21 protein-coding genes are annotated in these 22,387 nt (G+C 71.6%); 5 read left to right on the plus strand and 16 right to left on the minus strand.

All coding sequences use genetic code 11. From position 1 onward, the window contains the following. Positions 1-14: 14 nt before the first annotated feature. Complete coding sequence (locus ACIQ1J_RS25280; protein WP_210957772.1) at positions 15-218, plus strand: PspC domain-containing protein; 204 nt, start codon at positions 15-17, stop codon at positions 216-218. A 131-nt stretch (positions 219-349) separates the two neighbouring features. Here ACIQ1J_RS25280 and ACIQ1J_RS25285 read toward each other — a convergent pair whose 3' ends face one another. Further along, positions 350-718 carry an ATP-binding protein gene (locus tag ACIQ1J_RS25285; protein WP_403560268.1) on the minus strand — a complete coding sequence of 123 codons (369 nt, stop codon included), beginning with the start codon at positions 716-718 and terminating at the stop codon, positions 350-352. A 139-nt stretch (positions 719-857) separates the two neighbouring features. Beyond that, on the minus strand, positions 858-2,027 hold the full coding sequence (locus ACIQ1J_RS25290) for an adenosine deaminase (RefSeq protein ID WP_403560270.1): 1,170 nt from the start codon (positions 2,025-2,027) through the stop codon (positions 858-860). A 156-nt stretch (positions 2,028-2,183) separates the two neighbouring features. Between ACIQ1J_RS25290 and ACIQ1J_RS25295 the strand changes: the two genes are divergently transcribed. Beyond that, entirely contained in the window at positions 2,184-2,945 is a 762-nt protein-coding gene (locus ACIQ1J_RS25295; RefSeq protein ID WP_403560272.1) for an alpha/beta hydrolase, read from the plus strand. A gap of 404 nt (positions 2,946-3,349) precedes the next feature. Here the strand turns inward: ACIQ1J_RS25295 and ACIQ1J_RS25300 are convergent, their stop codons facing one another. Beyond that, positions 3,350-4,303 carry a LysR family transcriptional regulator gene (locus ACIQ1J_RS25300; protein WP_210957776.1) on the minus strand — a complete coding sequence of 318 codons (954 nt, stop codon included), beginning with the start codon at positions 4,301-4,303 and terminating at the stop codon, positions 3,350-3,352. Positions 4,304-4,366: 63 nt separating this feature from the next. Between ACIQ1J_RS25300 and ACIQ1J_RS25305 the strand changes: the two genes are divergently transcribed. Both ACIQ1J_RS25305 and ACIQ1J_RS25310 read left to right on the plus strand, forming a co-directional pair. Next, positions 4,367-5,674, plus strand: coding sequence for an MFS transporter (locus tag ACIQ1J_RS25305; protein WP_403560274.1), 1,308 nt, complete (start codon positions 4,367-4,369; stop codon positions 5,672-5,674). A 106-nt stretch (positions 5,675-5,780) separates the two neighbouring features. Next, the gene (locus ACIQ1J_RS25310) at positions 5,781-6,782 is read left to right on the plus strand and encodes a sigma-70 family RNA polymerase sigma factor (RefSeq protein WP_403560276.1); all 1,002 of its coding nucleotides are present in this window, start codon (positions 5,781-5,783) and stop codon (positions 6,780-6,782) included. On the opposite strand, the gene ACIQ1J_RS25315 is transcribed toward ACIQ1J_RS25310, so the two are convergent. Further along, the gene (locus tag ACIQ1J_RS25315; RefSeq protein ID WP_403560278.1) at positions 6,678-7,064 is read right to left on the minus strand and encodes an STAS domain-containing protein; all 387 of its coding nucleotides are present in this window, start codon (positions 7,062-7,064) and stop codon (positions 6,678-6,680) included. The two genes, ACIQ1J_RS25310 and ACIQ1J_RS25315, sit on opposite strands and share 105 nt — an antisense overlap. A gap of 126 nt (positions 7,065-7,190) precedes the next feature. Here ACIQ1J_RS25315 and ACIQ1J_RS25320 point away from each other — a divergent pair, with 126 nt between their 5' ends. Next, the gene (locus tag ACIQ1J_RS25320; RefSeq protein ID WP_403560280.1) at positions 7,191-8,111 is read left to right on the plus strand and encodes an AEC family transporter; all 921 of its coding nucleotides are present in this window, start codon (positions 7,191-7,193) and stop codon (positions 8,109-8,111) included. 1 nt (position 8,112) lies between these two features. Here the strand turns inward: ACIQ1J_RS25320 and ACIQ1J_RS25325 are convergent, their stop codons facing one another. From ACIQ1J_RS25325 to ACIQ1J_RS25380, 12 genes are all read right to left on the minus strand, one after another. Next, positions 8,113-8,697 (minus strand): Uma2 family endonuclease, encoded by a 585-nt coding sequence (locus ACIQ1J_RS25325; protein ID WP_403560282.1) that lies wholly within the window; start codon positions 8,695-8,697, stop codon positions 8,113-8,115. 94 nt (positions 8,698-8,791) lie between these two features. Next, on the minus strand, positions 8,792-10,069 hold the full coding sequence (locus ACIQ1J_RS25330) for a thymidine phosphorylase (RefSeq protein ID WP_403560660.1): 1,278 nt from the start codon (positions 10,067-10,069) through the stop codon (positions 8,792-8,794). Between the two features lie 20 nt (positions 10,070-10,089). Continuing rightward, a complete protein-coding gene (locus ACIQ1J_RS25335; protein ID WP_403560284.1) occupies positions 10,090-10,482 on the minus strand; it encodes a cytidine deaminase in 393 nt (130 codons plus the stop codon). Next, positions 10,479-11,744: an ABC transporter permease gene (locus ACIQ1J_RS25340; protein WP_403560286.1), complete on the minus strand. Its 1,266-nt coding sequence runs from the start codon at positions 11,742-11,744 to the stop codon at positions 10,479-10,481. Before ACIQ1J_RS25340 ends, ACIQ1J_RS25335 begins: the two co-directional genes overlap by 4 nt. Further along, on the minus strand, positions 11,741-12,865 hold the full coding sequence (locus tag ACIQ1J_RS25345; RefSeq protein WP_403560288.1) for an ABC transporter permease: 1,125 nt from the start codon (positions 12,863-12,865) through the stop codon (positions 11,741-11,743). Before ACIQ1J_RS25345 ends, ACIQ1J_RS25340 begins: the two co-directional genes overlap by 4 nt. Beyond that, positions 12,865-14,424 (minus strand): ABC transporter ATP-binding protein, encoded by a 1,560-nt coding sequence (locus ACIQ1J_RS25350; RefSeq protein WP_403560290.1) that lies wholly within the window; start codon positions 14,422-14,424, stop codon positions 12,865-12,867. Before ACIQ1J_RS25350 ends, ACIQ1J_RS25345 begins: the two co-directional genes overlap by 1 nt. 220 nt (positions 14,425-14,644) lie before the next feature. Beyond that, positions 14,645-15,694, minus strand: a complete 1,050-nt coding sequence (locus ACIQ1J_RS25355) for a BMP family protein (protein WP_403560292.1) — start codon at positions 15,692-15,694, stop codon at positions 14,645-14,647. 395 nt (positions 15,695-16,089) lie between these two features. Further along, positions 16,090-17,142 carry a BMP family protein gene (locus ACIQ1J_RS25360; RefSeq protein ID WP_403560294.1) on the minus strand — a complete coding sequence of 351 codons (1,053 nt, stop codon included), beginning with the start codon at positions 17,140-17,142 and terminating at the stop codon, positions 16,090-16,092. A 217-nt stretch (positions 17,143-17,359) separates the two neighbouring features. Further along, complete coding sequence (locus tag ACIQ1J_RS25365; RefSeq protein WP_403560662.1) at positions 17,360-18,589, minus strand: M20 family metallopeptidase; 1,230 nt, start codon at positions 18,587-18,589, stop codon at positions 17,360-17,362. 239 nt (positions 18,590-18,828) lie between these two features. Further along, a complete protein-coding gene (locus ACIQ1J_RS25370; RefSeq protein WP_403560296.1) occupies positions 18,829-19,896 on the minus strand; it encodes a hypothetical protein in 1,068 nt (355 codons plus the stop codon). A 40-nt stretch (positions 19,897-19,936) separates the two neighbouring features. After that, the gene (locus tag ACIQ1J_RS25375) at positions 19,937-20,875 is read right to left on the minus strand and encodes an N-acetylneuraminate synthase family protein (RefSeq protein ID WP_403560298.1); all 939 of its coding nucleotides are present in this window, start codon (positions 20,873-20,875) and stop codon (positions 19,937-19,939) included. Between the two features lie 13 nt (positions 20,876-20,888). Further along, complete coding sequence (locus ACIQ1J_RS25380; RefSeq protein WP_403560300.1) at positions 20,889-22,166, minus strand: cytidylyltransferase domain-containing protein; 1,278 nt, start codon at positions 22,164-22,166, stop codon at positions 20,889-20,891. Between the last annotated feature and the right edge of the window lie 221 nt (positions 22,167-22,387).

The following is a 22,387-nucleotide window of genomic DNA, read 5'->3' on the forward strand; positions in this document are numbered from 1 at the left end:
ACGAAGGAGCCGCGATGTCCCGCCTCGCCCGCCCCACCAACGGCCGCATGATCGGCGGAGTGTGCGCCGCGCTGGCCCGGCGCTTCGGCACCTCCACCACCACGATGCGGACGATCTTCGTGGTCTCCTGTCTGCTGCCCGGCCCGCAGTTCCTGCTCTACCTCGCCCTGTGGCTCCTGCTGCCGTCCGAGGAGAAGGCCGCTCGTACGGCCTGGTGACGGTCCCGTACGGGCCGTGACGGCGGCCCGATGAACGTACCTCCCCTCTGGTACGCCGACGGGGCGCACCCGGAACACCGGGTGCGCCCCGTCGGCGCTTGGGGAGAGGCGGGGAGGCGGAGAGGCGGGGCTCAGCCGCCGATCGGGAGGCCGTTGACCGGCAGGCCCTGGGTGGGCAGGCCCTTGGTCGGCAGTCCGCCGAGCAGACCGGCGACCGGCTTGGTCGGGCCCTCGGAGAGCTGCTGTTCGACTACCTGCTCGACGACCGGCTGCGCGGCGGTCAGACCCACGCCGGAGACGTGGCGGCCCTGCTCCAGGATGTTGCCCGCGCCGGGCACCGCCTGGGAGACGGTCTCCGCGGGGAGCGTGCGGGCGACCGAGTCCACCGTCTGGGCGGCGTCCGGCAGCGCCGGGGCCGCGGTGGCCGCGCCCGCGCCGGCGGCGGCGAAGGCGGCACCGAGAGCGGCGACGCCGAGGGTCTTGGCAGCAGACTGCTTCATGAAATGCGTCCTCGAAATGTGATGACGGGGATGTGAGCGGTCCTTGAACGTAAACACGCGACCCCCCTCCCGGCAAACATCGAAATGCGGACGGTTTGTGAAAGCCCGTCCGCGTTTCCGCATTACCGTCGGATCCCGCTCAGCCCTCAGTCTGCGAAGAACCGCTGGTGGAGGCCGTCTGCTGGAACAGCCATTCGGATTTCAGCTCTGCATATCCGGGCTTGATCACGTCATTGATCATGGCCAGTCGTTCATCGAAAGGAATGAACGCTGATTTCATCGCATTGACGGAGAACCACTGCATGTCGTCGAGCGTGTAACCGAACGCGTCGACCAGGTGCTCGAATTCCCGGCTCATGCCGGTGTGCGACATCAGCCGGTTGTCCGTGTTGACGGTGGCACGGAAGTGCAGTCGGCGCAGCAGCCCGATCGGGTGCTCGGCATACGAGTCCGCGGCCCCGGTCTGGAGGTTGGAGCTGGGGCACAGCTCCAGCGGGATGCGCTTGTCCCGGACGTACGAGGCGAGCCGCCCGAGCTTGACCGTGCCGTCCTCCTGGACCTGGATGTCGTCGATGATGCGCACGCCGTGCCCGAGCCGGTCGGCACCGCACCACTGGAGGGCCTGCCAGATGGACGGCAGCCCGAAGGCCTCGCCGGCGTGGATCGTGAAGTGGTTGTTCTCGCGCTTGAGGTACTCGAAGGCGTCCAGATGCCGGGTGGGCGGGTACCCGGCCTCGGCGCCCGCGATGTCGAATCCGACGACGCCGAGGTCGCGGTAGCGGTTGGCCAGCTCGGCGATCTCCAGGGCGCGGGCGGCGTGCCGCATGGCGGTGAGCAGGGCGCCGACGCGGATGCGGTGACCGTTGCCCCGCGCGCGCCGCTCGCCCTCCCGGAAGCCCTCGTTGACGGCCTCGACGACCTCTTCGAGGCTGAGCCCGCCCTCCAGGTGCTGCTCGGGGGCGTACCGCACCTCGGCGTAGACGACGCCGTCCTCGGCGAGGTCCTCGGCGCACTCGGCGGCGACCCGGACCAGGGCGTCGCGGGTCTGCATGACTCCGACGGTGTGCGAGAAGGTCTCCAGGTACCGCTCCAGCGACCCGGAGTCGGCGGCCTGGTGGAACCAGGCGCCGAGCCGGTCGGCGTCGGTCTCGGGGAGAGCCGAGTAGCCGGTCGCGCGGGCGAGTTCGACGACCGTGCCGGGACGCAGTCCGCCGTCGAGATGGTCGTGCAGCAGAACCTTCGGCGCCCGGCGGATCTGGTCCGGCGTCGGAGTCTTCGCGGTGGTCTTCGCGGTGCTCTGGCTCGTCATTTCCGCACTCTAACTCCTACGCGCGTAGAACGTGGGGTGAACGCACGGACACGGAATGCGGACCGGATACGGGGCCGCGGTGTACGTACTCGTCGATATGTAACGGTGACTGCGATGACAGGTGGCGTACACCCGGTCTTCTGAGAATGTTCTGCCATGGCACAGCAAGCGACGCCGGTCCGTCAGGCCCGGCTGGGGCGAACGCTCGGTCCGGAGGGGACGGCGGTGAGCGGAGTGGTGCTGCTGCTCCCCGGCGGCGACGAGGTGTCCGGCCGCAGGCCGTCTCCGTTGCTGGCGGCCGCGTCCGTACGCGCGTTGGGGCGTCGGCTCGCGCGCGCGGGACGGGACGAGGGCCTGGCCGCACACGTCGTGCGCTACCGCTACCGGGGGTGGAACGGCGCCGAGGCCCATCTCGCCCGGGACGCCGACTGGGCCGCCGACGAGGCCGTACGGCTCTACGGCGACGTACCCGTCTGCCTGGTCGGCATCGACATGGGCGGGCGGGCCGCACTGCGCGCCGCCGGACACGAGGCCGTCAACTCGGCACTGGCGATCGCTCCTTGGCTGCCCGACGAGGACGTGGCAGCCCCACCCGAACCGGTGAAGCAGCTCGCCGGGCGCCGGGTACTGATCGTGCACGGCACGAACGACGAGCGCAGCGACCCGGAGCTGTCGTTCCGGCTGGCCTCCCGGGCGAAGAAGGCGAACCGTGCGGTGTGCCGGTTCGAAGTGCACTCCGAAGGCCACGGCTTGCGACACTACCGGGAGGAAGTCGCCGCGCTGACCGAGGACTTCGTGATGGGCGTGCTGTTCGGGCACTCGTTCTCGCGGCCGGTGGAGGACGCGCTGGCCGCTCCCCCGCCGCTGGGGCTGCGGATGCCGTTGGCGGTGGGGTTCGGGAAGTCACTGCGGCGGTAGGGACAGGCAGCGGCGGGGCTCCGTGTCGGGCGGACCCGGGACAGCACCGGAGCAGGCGGGCCCCGGACAGCACGGGAGCAGACGAGCCCGGGACAGCACCGGAGCAGGCGGGCCGGGGCCAGGACGGGGGCGGGCGGGCCCGGGACAGCACGGGAACAGGCGGGCCCGGGACAGCACGGGGGCGGGCGGGCCCGGGACAGCACCGGAGCAGGCAGGCCGGGGCCAGGACGGGGGCAGGCGGGCCCGGACAGCACGGGGAACAGACGGGCCCGGGACAGCACCGAAGCAGGCAGGCCGGGGCCAGGACGGGGGCAGGCAGGCCGGGGCCAGCACCGGAGCAGGCAGGCCGGGGCCAGGATGGGGGCGGGCGGGCCCCGGACAGCACGGCAGCAGGCGGGCCGGGGTCAGGACGGGAGCAGGTGGCCCCGCCTCGACAGCAGGAACTTCTTGAACGCGGCCACCGGGGGCGTGTCCGTACGCCCCGCCAGCCAGGCCACGCCGATCTCGCGGGCCGCGCGCGGGGCCGTCACCGTCAGTTCGACCACGCCGGGGCGGGGCACGGCGGGCGGCGGCAGCAGGGCGACCCCGAGACCCGCCGCGACCAGGCCGCGCAGCGTCTCCGCCTCCTCCCCCTCGAAGGCCACCCTGGGCCGGAAACCGGCCTCCTTGCACAGGTCGTCGGTGATACGGCGCAGGCCGTATCCGGGTTCCAGGGTCACGAAGACCTCGTCGGCGGCCTCGGCGAGGCGGATGCGCCTGCGGCCGGCCAGGGAGTGGTCGGCCGGGACCACCAGGCGCAGCTTCTGCTCGTCGAGGCGGCGGGCGACCAGGTCGGGGGCGTCGGGGACCGGGGAGGTCAGGCAGAGGTCCAGCTCACCGGCGCGCAGGCGCTCCAGCATGGCCTCGCCGTAGTTCTGGACGAGGCTGAAGCGGACGCGGGGGTGGTCGGCGCGGAAGGCGTGCAGCAGGCCGGGGACGGTTTCGGCGCCCATGGTGTGCAGGAAGCCGAAGGCGACCTTGCCGGTGGCCGGGTCGGCGTCCGCGCGGACCTCGTCGGCGGCGCGCTCGACCTCGGCGAGGGCGCGTTCGACGGAGCCGAGGAAGGTGCGTCCGGCGACGGTCAGCGCGAGGGTGCGGCCGCGGCGGACGAACAGGTCGACGCCGAGGTCCGCTTCGAGGCGGACGAGGGCGCGGGAGAGGGTCGACTGGGGGACGTTCATCTCCTGGGCGGCCCGGGTGACGTGCTCGGTGCGGGCGACGCCGGCGAAGTGCGCGAGGCGGGGCGCGAGCAGCGCGACGATGTCTTCTGTGTCACCGGAAGGTGACAGGCGGGCCTGTGAGCTCTGCTGATGCACCATGGGAACGATTATGGCCATTCCATGCATTGGACGGATGAGTGGCGCTCTCCGTACCGTCGCAGCATGACTCCCGCCGATACCGGGGCGTCCACCACCGTGGACGCCGCTGCATCCGTCTCCTCCTCCGACGCCCCCGACGCCCGCGACTCGCGCATGGCCCCCGGCGGGCCCGGCTACCGCCGGATGAGCCTCGCCCTGTTCCTGGCGGGCGTCGCGACCTTCGCGCTCCTGTACTCCACCCAGGCCCTGCTGCCGCTCATCTCGGGCGACATGGGCGTCACAGCGAGCGACGCGAGCTGGACGGTGGCCGCCGCGACCGGTGGCCTCGCGGTGTTCGTGCTGCCGATGAGCGCGCTGTCGGAGCGCTTCGGACGGCGTACGGTCATGACGGCGTCGCTGGCGGTCGCGGTGACCGTCGGACTGCTGGTCCCCTTCGCCCCGTCACTGCCGGCGCTGGTCGCGCTGCGCGCGGTGCAGGGCGCGGCGCTGGCCGGACTGCCGGCCTCGGCGACGGCGTACCTGGCGGAGGAGGTCACCCCGCGCGCGCTGGTCACCGCGATCGGCCTGTTCGTGGCGGGCAACAGCGTGGGCGGGATGAGCGGCCGGGTCATCACCGGCTGGGTGGCCCAGGAGTGGGGCTGGCGGATCGCCGTCGGCGCGGTCGGGGCCTTGGCGGTGGCGTGCGCGGTGGCCTTCCGGCTGCTGCTGCCGGCGCCGAAGCACTTCACGCCGGGCTCGCTGCGCCCGCGCGTCCTGGTCCACACGGTCCGCGGCCACCTCGCCAACCCGCTGCTGCGCCGCCTGTACGCGATCGGCGCGCTGTTCATGACGGTCTTCGGCGGCGTCTACACGGTGATCGGCTACCGCCTGGCGGAGGCCCCGTTCTCGCTTCCGCAGGGCCTGATCGGCTCGATCTTCCTGGTCTACCTGGTGGGCACGGTCTCGGCGTCGACAGCGGGCCGCCTGGTGGGCCGCCTCGGCCGCCGCGGGGCGCTGTACCTGGGCGGCGGCACGACGGCGGCGGGCCTGCTGCTGTCCCTCGCCCCCTCCCTGCCGCTGGTCCTGCTGGGCCTGGTGCTGATCACGGCGGGCTTCTTCACCGGGCACGCGGTGGCGTCCTCCGCGGTCGGCAAGACGGCCACGCACGGCCGCGCCCAGGCCTCGGCGCTGTACCAGTCCGCCTACTACGTCGGCTCCAGCTCGGGCAGCACGGTCGGCGCGGTGGCCTTCCACTCCGGCGGCTGGGCCGGCACGGTCGGCGTCGGGCTGCTGGCGGTGGCCGGCGTCGTGGCGATCACGGTGCTCGGCTCCCTGGCGGCGCGCCGGCAGACCGCGAAGACGCCGGTGCGGATTTTCGGCCTCACTCGCTGACCTGCGCCTTCCTTGACTGCACAGGCCATTGTCAGTCCCCTGCGGTAGCTTCCGAAGTGCGAGGCGCGAAGACGCGCACGAAGGACGCCACAGGGGTGGGTGGACGATGACCGACGGCACCGTGACGACGGAGCTGGACTCCGCGCTGGACAAGCACCGGGTCGAGCTGACGGGGTACTGCTACCGGATGCTCGGCTCCTCCTTCGAGGCCGAGGACGCGGTCCAGGACACCCTGGTCCGCGCCTGGCGGAGCTACGACAAGTTCGAGGGGCGCTCCAGCCTCCGTTCCTGGCTCTACCGCATCGCGACCAACGTCTGCCTGGACATGCTGAGCGCGGGCAACAAAAGGGCCCGCCCGATGGATTTGACGGACTCCACGCCGCTCGCCCAGGCCGCACTGTCCCCCCGCCCGGACCACACCTGGCTGGAGCCGATGCCGGACGCCCGCGTACTGCCCTCGACCGCCGACCCGGCCGAGGCCGCGGTCGCCAAGGAGTCCGTGCGGCTCGCCTTCATGGCCGCGCTTCAGCAGCTGCCGCCCAAGCAGCGGGCGGTGCTGATCCTGCGCGAGGTGCTGGCCTGGAGGGCGAGCGAGGTCGCCGAGCTGCTCGGCACGACGGTCGCGTCCGTCAACAGCGCGTTGCAGCGCGCCCGCGCGACCCTCGCCGAGCGGGCGGACCAGGGCGACGGCGCGGCGGTCTCCGACCCTCTGGACGAGGAGCAGCAGAAGCTCCTGGACCGCTACGTCGCGGCCTTCGAGGGCTACGACATGACGGCGCTGACGGCGCTGCTGCACGAGGACGCCGTCATGACGATGCCGCCGTTCGACCTGTGGCTGTCGGGTTCGGCGGACATCACCGGCTTCATGACGACTCTCGGCGCCGCGTGCGCGAACTCGCGACTGGTGCCCGTCGAGGCCAACGGACTGCCGGCCTTCGCCCACTACAAGCCGGACGAGGAGGCGGGCGGCTTCGCCCCGTGGGCGGTCCAGGTGCTGGAGGTCTCAGACGGCCGCATCACCGGGTTCCACTGCTTCCTGGACACCAAGCGGTGGTTCCCGCTGTTCGACCTGCCGCTCCGTCTCGAAGCGGAGGCCGACGAGGTTTAGTAGTCCGTGCAGGGCGGGGTCGGGGTCGCGCAGCCGGATCCGGCCCCCGGCCCGCCGGGCGGTGAGCTCCAGGCGGGCCAGCAGGTCGACGACGGCGAGCCCCGGCGGTCCCAGCCCGCCGACGTCGCAGACGACCACCCCGGCCGGGGTGGTTTCCAGCAGCGCGCGCACCTCGTCGCACAGTCGGCCTGTCTCCCCTCGGGAGACAGGCCCCGGCAGCACGAGTACGGCGGGTGTCACGGCGTCCACGTGCGGTAGACCCGGCGCGGGCCGGGAACTCATCGGTGCCCGCCGTCAGAGATCACATTGACGTGCGTGCGCCCTCCCCCGGAGGGTTGGCTGCATGCCCCACGTAACCCGTCCCCGCACCATGCCGTCCCAGGCTCGTCCGCTCGGCGGGGAGGTGCCGTGCAGGGGGTGCTGACCGGCTTCGCGGTGATCGCGGTCGTCATCGCCGTCGGCTACGTGCTGGGCCTGCGGGGCCACCTCGGTCCCCAGGGCCGCGAGGTGCTGACCAAGCTCGCCTTCCACGTGGCCTCGCCGGCCCTGCTGTTCACCACGCTCGCGACGGCCGACCTGTCGCTGGTCTTCTCCAGCCGGCTCCTGGTCACGGCGCTGTCCACGGCCGCCGTGGCCGGGGTCTTCGTCGCGGTGGGGGTCGTCCGGGGCTGGGGCGTGGGCCGGACGACGATCGGCGCTCTCTGCTCCGGCTACGTCAACTCCGGCAACCTCGGCATCCCGATCGCCGTGTACGTCCTGGGCGACGCCTCGCTGGTGGCGCCGGTGCTGCTGTTCCAGCTGGTGCTGGTGACGCCGGTGGCGGTGACGATCCTGGACCTGTCGGGAGGGGGCGACAAGGGCCCCCTGTGGCGGGTGCTGCTGACGCCGCTGCGCAATCCGATAGCGCTGGGCTCGCTGGCCGGGGTCGCGGTCGCCGCGAGCGGCGTACGGGTGCCGGACGCGGTCATGGACCCGGTGACCCTGATCGGCAACATGTCGGTCCCGGCGGTCCTGCTGGCCTTCGGCATCGGCCTGTGCGGCTCCACGATGCCCCTGCGGGGTGCGGAACGCGGGCCGGTGCTGCTGGCGGTGGCGTTGAAGGCGGTCGGCCAGCCGGCGGTGGCCTGGGCACTGGCGTCCGGGATGTTCGGGCTGCGGGGCGCGCAACTCCTCGACGTGGTGGTGACGTCGGCGCTGCCCGCGGCACAGAACCTGTACACGTACGCGTCGACCTACGGGGTGGGCGAGCGGCTGGCGCGGGACGCGATTCTCGTATCGACGGTGGTTTCGGTGCCGGTGCTGGTGGGGGTGGCGGCGGTGCTGGGGTGAGTCAGGTTTCGGGGAACTCGCCGGTGTCGATGGTCAGGTCGAAGGGGGCGGGGAGTACGAGGGGATCGCCGAACTTGGCGGCGCTCAGCACCCGGTGGACGTCACCCTTCGGTTCGCCGTAGAGCGTCGCGGTGGGCCCGCCGGGGGCCCAGCGGTCGACGAGGAGGTAGAGCGGGATACCGGCTGTGGCGTAGGCGGCGGGCTTGCTGATGCGGTCGTGGCGGGCGTTGGACTTGGAGGTGACCTCGACGACGAGTTCCGCGAGGGCGGCGGGGATGTGGGTGTCGGACTCGGTGTGATCGGGCACCGGTGCCACCACAAGGTCTGGGATGAGCATCCCGAGGCGGGACGGAACGGCGATCGCCAGTGTCTGGAAGATCTCCCAGTCCTCGGAGATCGCCGAGTACAGACGACGCTGGATGCGTGCAGCGATCACGTTGTGAGGCAGTCCCGGAGCTGGTGACACGGTGATGATCCCCTCGATGATCTCCACCTTGCTGCCCTCGGGCCATTCCATCTCCTCCCAGAACCGGACGAGGCCGTCCCAGTTCTGGTCGGGCTCCTGGCTCACGGTGAGTGCGCTCATGGCGTCTCCTATCGGTGCGTCACCGATCCCAGCATGCCGAACGGGACCGGCAGAGGTCTACCGGTCCCGTTCACCCGAATGGGGAAAGCGCAGGTCAGACGATACGTTCCAGCACCACCGGCGACGCCGTGAAGGCCGTGCCCGCCGGAGCCACGTCGTACGAGTCCTCCACCGCCGCGAGGGCGTACTCGAAGCGGTCCGGGGTGTCGGTGTGGAGGGTCAGGAGGGGCTGGCCCTCGGTGACCGTGTCGCCGGGCCTGGCGTGGAGTTCGACGCCCGCCGCGGCCTGCACCGGGTCCTCCTTGCGGGCGCGGCCCGCGCCCAGGCGCCAGGCGGCGACGCCGATGTCGTAGGCGTCGAGGCGGGTCAGGACGCCGGAGGCGCCCGCCTTGATCACGTGCTGCTCCTTCGACGTGGGCAGGGCCGCGTCCGGGTCGCCGCCCTGTGCCGCGATCATGCGGCGCCAGACGTCCATCGCGGAGCCGTCGGCGAGGGCCTTCGCCGGGTCGGCGTCGGGCAGGCCCGCCGCGTCGAGCATCTCGCGGGCCAGGGCGAGGGTCAGCTCGACCACGTCGGACGGGCCGCCGCCGGCCAGGACCTCGACCGACTCGCGGACCTCCAGGGCGTTGCCCGCGGTGAGGCCGAGGGGCGTCGCCATGTCCGTGAGGAGCGCGACCGTCCGCACGCCGTGGTCGGTGCCGAGGCCGACCATCGTCGAGGCCAGCTCCCGGGCGTCCTCGATGGTCTTCATGAAGGCGCCCGAGCCCACCTTCACGTCCAGGACCAGGGAGCCGGTGCCCTCGGCGATCTTCTTGGACATGATGGAGGAGGCGATGAGGGGGATCGCCTCGACCGTGCCGGTGACGTCCCGGAGGGCGTACAGCTTCTTGTCGGCGGGAGCGAGGCCGTCGCCCGCCGCGCAGATCACCGCGCCGGTGCCCTCCAGGACGTCCAGCATCTCCTCGTTGGAGAGGAGCGCGCGCCAGCCGGGGATGGACTCCAGCTTGTCCAGGGTGCCGCCGGTGTGGCCGAGGCCCCGGCCGGAGAGCTGGGGGACGGCCGCGCCGCAGGCCGCCACCAGGGGCGCCAGCGGCAGGGTGATCTTGTCGCCGACGCCGCCCGTGGAGTGCTTGTCGGCGGTCGGGCGGGACAGGGACGAGAAGTCCATGCGCTCGCCGGAGGCGATCATCGCGGCGGTCCAGCGGGCGATCTCGCCGCGGTTCATGCCGTTGAGCAGGATGGCCATCGCGAGCGACGACATCTGCTCGTCGGCCACCTCGCCGCGCGTGTAGGCGTCGATGACCCAGTCGATCTGCTCGGCACTGAGTTCGCCGCGGTCCCGCTTGGTGCGGATGACGGAGATGACGTCCATGGCCATGACGGCTCGCTTCCTTACGTGGTGAGGTGGTCGGGGCCGAAGGCCTGCGGGAGCATCTCCGAGAGGGGGACGATTCCCGCCGGGGTCTCCAGCAGCAGTTCCGGGCCGCCGAACTCGTACAGCAGCTGCCGGCAGCGGCCGCACGGCACGAGGATCTCGCCGTGGCCGTCGACGCAGACGAAGTGCGTCAGCCGGCCGCCGCCGGTGAGCTGGAGCTGGGAGACGAGCCCGCACTCGGCGCACAGGCCGATGCCGTAGCTGGCGTTCTCCACGTTGCAGCCGGTGACGGTGCGGCCGTCGTCGACCAGGGCGGCCGCGCCGACGGCGTAGCCGGAGTACGGGGCGTAGGCCCGGGCCATCGCCTCGCGGGCCGCCGTGCGCAGCGCGCCCCAGTCGACGCCGGTCATTTGCCCTGTCCCTTCCGGTACTGCATGCCGTTCGCCCTCGGCATCCGCAGGCGCTGCGCGGACAGCGCGAGGACCACGAGGGTGACGACGTACGGCGTCGCGGAGACGACCTGGTTGGGGACGTCGTCGGTGGTGGCGTACCAGGCGAAGACCAGGGCTCCGACGGCCACGGTGATCGCGGCCTTGACGTACTTCCTGCGGATCGCCAGCCAGATGGCCCCGGCGACCAGCAGCAGCGCGCCGAGCAGCAGCAGGGCGTGCACGTTGGCGGAGCCGCCGCGCAGGTTGAGGCTGTCGGTGTAGCCGAAGAGGCCGGCGCCGATGGCGAGGCCGCCCGGCATCCAGTTGCCGAAGATCATCGCCGCGAGGCCGATGTAGCCGCGGCCGCTGGTCTGGCCCTCCAGGTAGAAGGGGTTGGCCACGATGGAGAGGAAGACGCCGCCGAGGCCGGCCAGGCCGCCGGAGATGATCACGGCGAGGTACTTGTACTTGTAGACGTTGACGCCGAGGGACTCGGCCGCGATCGGGTTCTCGCCGCAGGAGCGCAGGCGGAGGCCGAACGGGGTGCGCCACAGGATGTACCAGCTGGCGGGGATCAGGGCGACCGCGATCAGGGTGAGCCAGGAGACGTCGGTGACCAGGCCGCCGAGCAGGCCGGCGATGTCCGAGACGAAGAACCAGTGCTGGTCGTTGAGGCTCTCCAGGCCGCTGGAGAGTCCTGGCACCGTGAAGTGGCCCAGCGACTCGACCGGCGGGGACTGCTTGGCGGAGCCGCCCTGGTGGCCCTCGAAGGCGAGCGGGGCGAGGTAGCGGGTGGCGCCGAGGGCGAGGATGTTGATGGCCACGCCGGAGACGATGTGGTTGACGTTGAAGGTGATCGTCACGATGGCGTGCAGCAGGCCGCCGAGCGCGCCGCCGACGATGCCCATGAGGACGCCGGTCCACGGGCCCCACTGGAAGCCGGCCCAGGCGCCGAACCAGGTGCCGAGGATCAGCATGCCCTCGAGGCCGATGTTGACGACACCCGCGCGTTCGGCCCACAGGCCGCCGAGACCGGCGAGGCCGATCGGCACGGCGAGCTGGAGCGCGGTGGACATCTGGCTGACGTTGGTGATGCCGTTGGCGCCGGTGATGAGGCGGACGATGGAGGTCAGTGCCAGGGCACCGGCGATGACCAGCAGCAGGACGGGCAGCGGGACACGGCGGCCGGCCGGCGCCCCGTGCTCCAGCGAGGGCTGGTTGAGGTCGGTTGCGGTGGTCATCGGCCAGCCACCTCCTTCTTGGTGTTGTCGGTGGCGCCGAGGACGTGACCGGCGGCCAGCTCCGCGCCGACGCGGCGCTGCTGGCGGCGCAGGCCCCACTCGCGGACGGCCTCGTAGGAGACGACGACGGAGAGGACGATCAGGCCCTGCATGATGACCGCGATCTCCTTGTCGTAGCCGTGGAAGTCCAGCTCGGGCGAGGCCTTGTCGAGCCAGGCCCACAGCAGGGCGGCGAAGGCGATGCCGACCGGGCTGTTGCGGCCGAGCAGGGCGATGCCGATACCGAGGAAGCCGATACCGGTGGGGAAGTTGAGGCTGAAGGTGTGGGTGTCGCCGAGCAGGATGGGCAGGCCCGCGAGTCCGGCGAGGCCGCCGGAGATGAGCATCGCGGTGAGCACCATGCGCTTGGGGTTGACGCCGCTGGCCGCGGCGGCGGACTCGGAGGCGCCGGAGGCGCGCAGGTCGAAGCCGAAGCGGGTGCGGTTGAGGACGATCCAGTAGCCGATGCCGAGGAGGACGGCGAGGACGACCAGGCCGTAGATCTCGCCGGCCGCGCCCATGTCGATGCCGGGGACCCAGCCGGACTCGTGCATCTCGCCGGTGGTGTTGTTGTTGCCGATCTTGACGCCGAAGACGTCCGGCAGCCACAGGTAGCCGATGACGGAGGTGGCGATGGCGTTCAGCATGATCGTCGCGACGACCTCGCTGACGCCGCGGGTCACCTTGAGGACACCGGCGATGCCGGACCAGAAGGCGCCGGTGAGCACGGCGGTCAGGAGGAGGAGCGGGATCTGGAGGGCGGCCGGGAGGTTGGCGTGGGCGCCGACGATCGCGGCCATCATGGCGGCCAGCTGGTACTGGCCGTCGACGCCGATGTTGAACAGGTTCATCCGGAAGCCGATGGCCACCGCCAGGGCCGCGATGTAGTACATCGACGCCTGGTTGATGATCAGGACCTGGATGTCGGAGAATCCGGCCTGCTCGAACATCAGGGCGAACGGTTCGACCGGGTTCTTGCCCGAGGCGATCAGGACGATCGCGCTCAGCACGAAGGCCACGGCCAGCGCGATGACCGGACCGGCCACCGCGAGGAACACGCGCTCCTTGTCGAACTTCTTCATCAGCGGGCCTCGTCTTCCGCACCCTGGCCGCCGTCGGCCGGGGTCTCTTCGTGTTCGAGGTGTCCGGAGGCGGCGCCGGTCATCGCCGAGCCCAGCTCCTCGGGGGTGATGGTGGCCGGGTCGGCGTCCGCGACCAGCCGGCCGTCGTAGATCACCCGGAGGGTGTCGGACAGGCCGATCAGCTCGTCCAGGTCGGCCGAGATCAGCAGGACGGCGAGGCCCTCGCGGCGCGCCTCGCGGATGTGGTCCCAGATCGCGGCCTGCGCGCCGACGTCCACACCGCGGGTGGGGTGGGCGGCGATCAGGAAGCGCGGTCTGTGGCTCATCTCCCGGCCGACGATCAGCTTCTGCTGGTTGCCGCCGGACAGGGATGCGGCGGTGACGTCGATGCCGGGGGTGCGGACGTCGTACGTCTCGACGATGCGCCGGGTGTCCTCCTGGGAGCCCTTCGGGTTCAGCCAGACGCCCTTGCTGTTGGGCTTCTCGGTGACGTGGCCGAGGATGCGGTTCTCCCAGAGGGGGGATTCCAGGAGCAGACCGTGGCGGTGGCGGTCCTCGGGGATGTAGCCGACGCCCTGCTCGCGGCGCTTGCGGGTGGGCAGCGCGGTGATGTCCTCGTCGAGGAAGCGGATGGTGCCGGAGTCGGCGTGGCGCAGGCCGATGAGCGCGTCGACCAGCTCGGTCTGGCCGTTGCCCTCGACACCGGCGATGCCCAGCACCTCGCCGGCGCGGATGGTGAAGGAGATGTCGTCCAGCAGGGCCTTGCCGCCGGGGGCCGCGAGGCGCAGCGTGTCGACGGTGAGGACCGGGCGGTCGGTGACCGTGGACTCGGCGGTCTCCGGGGTGGGCAGCTCGCTGCCGACCATCAGCTCGGCGAGCTGACGCGGGGTCGTCTCGGCGGGCACGGCGGTACCGACCGTCGTACCGCGGCGGATGACGGTGATCTCGTCGGCGACGGAGAGCACCTCGCCCAGCTTGTGCGAGATGAAGATGACCGACAGGCCCTCGGCCTTGAGTTCGCGCAGGTTGTCGAAGAGCGCGTCGACCTCCTGCGGGACCAGGACGGCGGTCGGCTCGTCCAGGATCAGCGTGCGGGCGCCGCGGTAGAGGACCTTGAGGATCTCCACGCGCTGGCGGGCGGCCACGCCGAGCTCCTCGACCAGGACGTCGGGGCGCACGCCGAGGCCGTACCGCTCGGAGAGCTCCTTGATCTTCCGGCGGGCCCTGGCGCCGATGCCGTACAGCTTCTCGCTGCCGAGCACCACGTTCTCGAGGACCGTGAGGTTGTCGGCGAGCATGAAGTGCTGGTGGACCATGCCGATGCCGCGGGCGATGGCGTCGGCGGGTGAGGAGAAGGCCACCTGCTCGCCGTCGATCGCGATGCTGCCCTCGTCCGGCTTCTGCATGCCGTAGAGGATCTTCATCAGCGTCGACTTGCCGGCGCCGTTCTCGCCGACGAGGGCGTGCACGGTGCCCTTGTGGACGGTCAGGTGGATGTCGTGGTTGGCCACGACACCCGGGAATCGCTTGGTGATCCCGGCGAGTTCGACGGCGGTCACCGATTCGTTGACCGCCGCTCCGGCCGGAGGGCTGCTGGACGCGTTGATGGCGCACTCTCCTGAGGACGGGGGCCGTCTACGCGCGTAGCGCCCCTACGGCATCTAAAGCGGCGGCGGCACATCGACACGACGGGGTACGAGGAGGACGTGGAGGCGTCCTCCTCGTACCCCGTCGAGCGGTGCGACCACCGCGGTTACACGCTGTTCGAGGTGTTGCGGGTCAGCTGCTCCTGACCTTGATCCCGCCGCTGATGATCTTCTCCTTGGCCGTCTTGATGGCTGCCTGGAGCTCGGCGTCGTCCGCGAACTTCGGGTTGGAGTCCGAAAGGCCGACCTCACCGGACTTCAGATCGCCCCTGACGATACCGGTCTCGGGCTGGCCGTCCTCGACCGACTTCGCGAGGCTGTACACCGCCTTGGCGACGTCCTTCGTGGCCGAAGTCAGGATGTGGTCCTTGTACTTCGCGAGGGCTTCCTGCTGGTACTGGTCGGAGTCGACGCCGATCGCCCAGACCTTGTTGGCGGCCGCGGCCTCGATGACGCCCTGACCGGAGAGACCGGCCGCCGCGTAGACGACGTCGGCCTTCTTCTCGATCTGGCCCTCGGCGGCGGTCTTGCCCTTGTCGGGGCTGGAGAAGCCGCCCTCCTCCGCGGTCTGCGTCAGGTACTGCGAGATCACCTTGATCTTCGGGTCGGTGTCCTTGACGCCCTGCTCGTAGCCGGCCTGGAACTTGTGGATCAGCGGGATGTCCACGCCGCCCACGAAGCCGACCGTGTCGGTCTTGGTGCTCTTGGCGGCGGCGACACCGGCGAGGTAGGAGGCTTGCTCCTCGTTGAAGACCAGGTCTGCCACGTTCTTCGCCTCGATCGTGGCGTCGTCCACGATGCCGAAGGTGGTGTCCGGGTACTTCTCGGCGGCGCTCTTCAGCGCGGCGGCGTACGCGTAGCCGACGCCGACGACCGGGTTGTAGCCCTGCTTGGCCAGGGAGACCAGGCGCTGCTCCTTGTCGGCGTTGGTCTCGCCGTCGGTGGGCTCGATGTCGGCCGTCTCGTAGCCGAACTCCTTCTTCGCCTGCTCCAGACCCGCGTACGCGGCGTCGTTGAAGGACTGGTCGCCCTTGCCGCCGACGTCGTACGCGATGGCGAGGCCCTTGTCCCCCTTGGACTCCGACGACCCGGAGGAGGTCGAGGTACCACCGCAGGCGGAGAGGGCGAGGGCCAGGGAGGCGGTCGCTGCGCCTGCGACCGTGATCCGGGAAATCCGGCGCATGTCTGGTGCTCCTGTCGTACAAGCGCCGGGGACGGTTCGGGTACGGCGCTGGCTTCGCCGCAGATTAACGCGCGTAGACCTGCCTGAAAACCCCTTCTGTCCTTCTTGTTATCCGCCCGTGAGCAAGGCGCGGCGTGCGGGTGCCGGAGGCTTGCCGGACGCGAACGGAAGGTGGCGGAGGGTGACGCCCGGCGGCCGGTGCGCGGCTGTGCCCGGTGCGCGGCTGCGCCCCTGTGCACGGCTGTGCCCGGTGCGCGGCTGTGCCCCTGTGCACGGCTGTGCCCGGTGCGTGGCTGTGCCCCTGTGCGCGGCTGTGCCCCTGTGCGGGGTCATGACGAAGCGGGCGGACGACATGAGCGCCCGCCCGCTTCGGTTCGGTTCGGTGTCGCGCCGGTCTACTCGGTCTTGACCTCGATGGAGCCGTCGATGATGCCCGCCTTGGCCTTGGCCACCGCGTCCGTCAGGCCCGGGACCTCGGCGTACTTCGGGTTGGCGTCGGACAGGCCCACACCGTCGGACTCGAGGTCGAAGGTCTGGGTACCGGTCAGCGGCTTGCCGTCCTCGACCGACTCGGCCAGGGCGAACACCGCGCCGTCGATGTCCTTGAGGGCGGAGGTCAGGATGTGGTCCTTGTACGCCGCGAGCGCTTCCTGCTCGTACTGGTCGGAGTCGACGCCGATCGCCCAGACCTTCGCCTTGGCGGCGGCCTCGATCACGCCCTGGCCGGAGAGGCCGGCCGCCTGGTAGACGACGTCGGCCTTCTTCTCGATCTGGCCCTCGGCTGCGGCGCGGCCCTTGTCCGGGCTGGAGAAGCCACCCTCCTCAGCCGTCTGCGTCAGGTACTGCGAGATGACCTTGACCTTGGGGTTCGTGTCCGTGACGCCCTGCTTGTAGCCGGCCTCGAACTTGTGGATCAGCGGTACGTCCACGCCGCCCACGAAGCCGACCGTGTCGGTCCTGGTGGCCTTGGCCGCCGCGACGCCCGCGAGGTAGGAGGCCTCGTTCTCGGCGAAGACGAGGGACGCGACGTTCTCACCCTCGACCACGGAGTCCACGATGCCGAAGGTGGTGTCCGGGTACTTCGAGGCGATGGCCTTCATCGCCGGGCCGTAGGCGAAGCCGACGCCGATGACCGGGTCGTAGCCCTGCTTCGCGAGCGAGGCGAGGCGCTGCTCCTTGTCGGCGTCGGTCTCGCCCTCGGTGGGCTCGATGTCGGCCGTCTCGTAGCCGAACTCCTTCTGGGCCCGCTCCAGCCCCGCGTACGCGGCGTCGTTGAAGGACTGGTCGCCCTTGCCGCCGATGTCGTAGGCGATGGCGAGGCCCTTGTCGTCCTTCGTGCCCTCGTCGCCGCTGTCGCTCTCACCGCTGGTCCCGCCGCAGGCCGTGGCGGCGAGTGCGAGCGACGCGACCCCCACCGCGGCACGGGTCAGTCTCGATATCCGACGCATCTGAAGTTCCCCATTCTCCAAAGCCCCGCAGCGGGCGCTCGGTTCGGCGCACAGTAACGCGCGTAGAAACTCCTGGGAACGGGGTTCCGCGGGGCCGTTACCCATTCGTGCCGCGAGGTGTCCGGGGCGTACCGCGCGGCCTCGTGCGCTTGTGCATCAGGCTGCCCCCGACCCACCGCGGCCGCAACCGCGGCGGGGCCGGGCCCGCCGCCCCGCCTTACACGGCCTCGATCAGCGCCGCCGCGGTGAACATCTCCACGCCGACGGTGATGGCGTGCTCGTCCACGTCGAAATCGCCCTGGTGCAGGTCACGGACCGTGCGCTCACCGGGCGGGCGGACGCCGAGGCGGGCCATGGCGCCGGGCACGTGCTCCAGGTACCAGGAGAAGTCCTCGCCGCCGAGGCTCTGCTCGGTGCTCTCCACGGAGTCCGTGCCGCGCCGGGCGACCATGGCGGCCTGGAGCAGTTCGGTGCTGGTGACCTCGTTGACGACCGGGGGCACCCCGCGGACGTAGGTGATCTCGGACTTGGCCCGGTACAGGTTGGCGATCTCGTCGATGGCGCCGACCACGAGGTCGGGCGCCTGCCGCCAGGCGTCGAGGTCGAGGCAGCGCACGGTCCCGGCGAGTTCGGCGTGCTGCGGGATGACGTTCGGGGCGTGGCCGGACTCGATCCGCCCCCAGGTCAGGGCGAGCCCGCTGCGGCTGTCCACGCGCCGGGCGACGAGCGAGGGCACGTCGGTGACCACGCGGGCGGCGGCGGTGACCAGGTCGGTGGTGAGGTGCGGGCGGGCGGTGTGGCCGCCGGGGCCGTTCAGGGCGATCTCCAGCCGGTCGCAGGCGGAGGTGATGGGCCCCACCCGCAGCCCGATCCGCCCGGCGTCCACCCGGGGATCGCAGTGCACGGCGAGGATGCGGCGCACCCCGTCGAGCGCGCCGCCCTCGATGGCGTCGGCGGCGCCGCCGGGCAGCACCTCCTCCGCCGGCTGGAAGACCAGCCGCACGGGCCGGGGCAGCAGGCCCTGCTCGTGGAGGGCGGCGAGCACGAGGCCGGTGCCGAGGACGACGGTGGTGTGCACGTCGTGGCCGCAGGCGTGGGCGCGGTCCGGCACACGGGAGCGGTACGGGCAGTCGCCCTTGGTGTCCGGGATGGGCAGCGCGTCGATGTCGGCCCGCAGCGCGAGCATGCGCGGCCCGCCGGCCCACTGTCCCGAGTCGGTACCGATGTCGCAGACGAGCCCGGTTCCGACGGGAAGCACCCGCGGCTTGAGGCCGGCCCGCTCCAGCCGTTCCTTGATCGCGGCGGTGGTGCGGAATTCCTGGTTGCCCAGCTCGGGGTGCATGTGCAGGTCGCGGCGGAAGGCCACGAGCTCTGCGCGGAGCGCCTCCGGCAAGGTACCGGGGAGCAGCGCTTCCCCTGACGGATCGGCCTCGGTCTCTCGGGACATCAGTTGCTTCACCCTTTGAAGGGTAGGACGCCGGGGCGGTCAACTGTCCCACGATCAACAAAAGTTCAGCCCGTTAGGGGAAGAAAAGTTGGCCGCACGGCGCATGGCTCTCAACGGGGGTGGGTACACTCACCCGCTTTTGGCCTCGGCACCCGACTCCGTTTTCCTTGCTCCCCTCACGGATACCACGGTACGGCCGAGCCACGCCGGGGGCTTCCACCCGACGTGCCCGGGACCACCTACCCGGCGCCCGCGACCGCCGACAGCCGGTGCACGTCCCGTGCCGAGCCCGTCACGCCGCTCAGGAAGCCCCGGGCGCGTGGTGAGGCGTGCTGGGTGAGCCAGGCGGGGTCGATGTCGCAGACGGCGACGCGGACCTCGGTGCCGGCCAGGGCCAGCGGGAGGGTGTGGACGACGGTGGACGGAAAGCTGAGGACGGTGCGGCCGATCGGGCCCCGCCGGGCGATCAGCTCCAGGGGCAGGTCGGGGCGGACGATCTCCAGGCCCGTCTCCACGGCCAGCCGGTGGAGCTTTTCGGCGCTCTCCCGGCGGTGGGCGAAGTAGCGGGCCGCGCCGTGGGTCCCAGCGAGGCCCCGCACGGCCTCCACGTAGCGGTCGGCGTCCACGACGCCGGTCTCCACCAGGGACGTACCGACCATGTCGGCGCCCTTGGTGATGCGGGGCGGGCCGAAGCGGGAGCGGGTCCAGGCGAAGTCGTTCGCGGTGACGGTCACGCCGTCCGGGGTGTCCTCGATGGGCATGGAGGAGAAGACCGAGACCTGGCGGTCCGGGGTCGGCGTCAGACGGTGCCGGGCGGACCTGGAGACGGGGGCGAAGAGCAGGTCGCGGGGGCCGGGGCGGCTGCCCTTGCGGTGCCAGCGCACCAGGCGTTCGCCGTGGGCCAGCTGGGCGACGAACTCCATCGTGGCCGTGCCGTCGTCGACGACGACCAGGTCGTGGGCGCGGGTGATGGTGAGGAGCAGTTGCACGTAGCGGGAGAAGGGATCGCCCATGACGACCCGGTCCGCGTGGCGCAGGGCGGTCGTCAGTCCGCCCACCGTGCGGAAGGGGGCCGTGGCGCCGCCGCGCGCCTCCTCCCAGCGGATCTCGTGGCCCTCCTTGCGGGCCAGTTCCGCCATGCGGCGCAGCTGACCGCGGGTCATCGGGTCCACGGGCGAGAGGACCACGAGGGTGAGCTCCGCGCCGGGTGCGCACGTGTGCGCCCACTCCAGCACGTTCAGCAGTTGTACCGGGCTCTCGACGAAGGCGAGAGTGTGGGGGCCGGCATTCCCGGCGCGGGGGCTCATCGGCGTACGACCGTCCCGTGGTGAGGGCGTGGTGGGGGTGTCAGACGGTGACGGGCTCGCCCGCGGCGGCGGCGATCTCCGCCTCGGCGACGGCACCGGGGACGCGGCGCAGCTTCTTCATCGGGCCGAGCTCCGAGTCGTAGACCTTCTTGACGCCGTCGCCGAGGGAGGCCTCGATGGTGCGGATGTCGCGGACCAGGCGGGTCAGGCCCTGCGGCTCGACGGAGGCGGCCTGGTCGGAGCCCCACATGGCGCGGTCGAGGGTGATGTGGCGCTCGACGAAGGTGGCGCCGAGGGCGACGGCGGCCAGGGTGGTCTGCAGGCCCGTCTCGTGGCCGGAGTAGCCGATCGGGACGTTCGGGAACTCCTGCTGGAGGGTGTTGATGACGCGGAGGTTCAGCTCCTCGGCCTGCGCCGGGTACGTCGACGTGGCGTGGCACATCAGGATGTTGTCGGAGCCGAGGACCTCGACGGCGTGGCGGATCTGCTTCGGGGTCGACATGCCGGTGGAGAGGATGACCGTGCGGCCCGTCGCGCGCAGGGCGCGCAGCAGCTCGTCGTCGGTCAGCGAGGCGGAGGCGACCTTGTGGGCGGGGACGTCGAACTTCTCCAGGAAGGCGACGGCCTCGGTGTCCCACGGGGAGGCGAACCAGTCGATGTCCTTGGTCTTGCAGTAGTCGTCGATCTGGCGGTACTCGTCCTCGCCGAACTCCACGCGGTGGCGGTAGTCGATGTACGTCATCCGGCCCCAGGGGGTGTCGCGCTCGATGTCCCACTGGTCGCGCGGGGTGCAGATCTCGGGGGTGCGCTTCTGGAACTTGACCGCGTCGCAGCCGGCCTCGGCGGCGGCGTCGATCAGCTTGAACGCGTTCTCCAGCTCACCGTTGTGGTTGATGCCGATCTCGCCGGTGATGTAGACGGGGCGGCCGGGGCCGGCCTCGCGGGAACCGAAGGCGCGGATGCGGGAGTTGGTGCTCATGGCAGGGGGTTCCTTACTTGGGCTGGGTGATCGTGGGGGATTCGAGGGAGTCGGGTGAGTCGAGGGCGTCGAGTGCGGGGCCGAGGATCCAGCTCGCGATCTCCCGGATGGCGCCGTCACCGCCAGGGACGGTGGTGACCGCGCGGGCCGCGCCGCGTACGGAGTCGTGGGCGCTCGCGACCGCCACGGGCCAGCCGACGAGGGCGAAGCACGGGAGGTCGTTGACGTCGTTGCCGACGTAGAGCACGCGTTCGGGCGCGATGCCCTGCTCCTCGCACCACTGCTTGAGTGCGAGGTCCTTGCGGTCGATGCCGTGCAGCACCGGGAGCTTGAGCTTCCGGGCGCGGGCGGCGACGACCGGGTTCACTTCCGTGGACAGGATCAGCATCGTCAGGCCGCTGCGGCGCAGGGCGGCGATGCCGAGTCCGTCGCCACGGTGGACGGAGACGAACTCCCGTCCGTCGGAGTCGATCAGCACCCGGTCGTCGGTCTGGGTGCCGTCGAAGTCGAGGACGACCGCGTCGACGTCGTGCGCGGTCGGAAGCGAGCCGGGCCGGGCGGCGTCGAAGAAGGGCGCCAGGGCGCGGGCCCGGGCCAGGTCGTGCGGGTCGTCGATCTCCAGGACGCGGGCCGGGTCGGTGCGGACCAGTTCGGTGCGGCCGAAGAAGCGGTGCTGGTGCTTGCGGAAGCCGGGCGCGGCCATGGCGTAGGCGGCGCCGGTCTCCAGAAGGTCCTGGGGCCGGTCCTGGCGGCGGGGGCGGTGGGACTTGTCGTGGTTGACGCCGTAGCCGCCCCCTCCCCCCTCGCCCTCGTCGGTGCCGTCCCGCCATACGAAGCCGTGGAACGGTGCCACGGTCACGGCGGTGTCGGCGCCGCCCTCGGCGACCGCGCCGGCCACCCCGTCGATGTCCTCGCGGACGATGAAGGGGCTGGTGCACTGCACGAGCAGCACCACGTCGACGGCCGCGCCGTGCAGGGCCTCGTGGGCGTCCATCGCGTGCAGTACGGCGGCCTCGGAGGTGGCCGTGTCCCCGGCGATGGCGGCGGGCCGCAGTACGACCTCGGCGCCGGCCTCGCGGGCGGCGGTGGCGATGGTCTGGTCGTCGGTGGAGACCACGACGTCCGTCACCAGCCTGGTGGCCCGGCACTCGCGCACCGCGCGGGCCACCAGGGGGACGCCGCCGACGGGGGCGAGGTTCTTCGCGGGCACTCCCTTGGAGCCGCCGCGCGCGGGGATCACCGCGAGCACCCGGCGCACCGAAGCGCCCTGGCCCGCTTGCGGGTTGGACATGGGTTCTGCTCCTTGCGCAGGGGACGCGGGGGTCTCGGGTATCGGTGCGCGGGTCTCGGGTGCCGGTGCGCGGTTCCCGGATGCCGGTGCGCGGTTCCCGGATGCCGGTGCGCGGTTCCCGGATGCCGGTGCGCGGTTCCCGGGTGCCGGTGCGCGGTTCCCGGGTGCCGGTGCGCGGTTCCCGGGTGCCGGTGCGCGGTTCCCGGGTGCCGGTGCGCGCA

Origin of the sequence: Streptomyces sp. NPDC097107 (assembly GCF_044762405.1) — a bacterium.
Lineage (GTDB): Bacteria > Actinomycetota > Actinomycetes > Streptomycetales > Streptomycetaceae > Streptomyces > Streptomyces thinghirensis.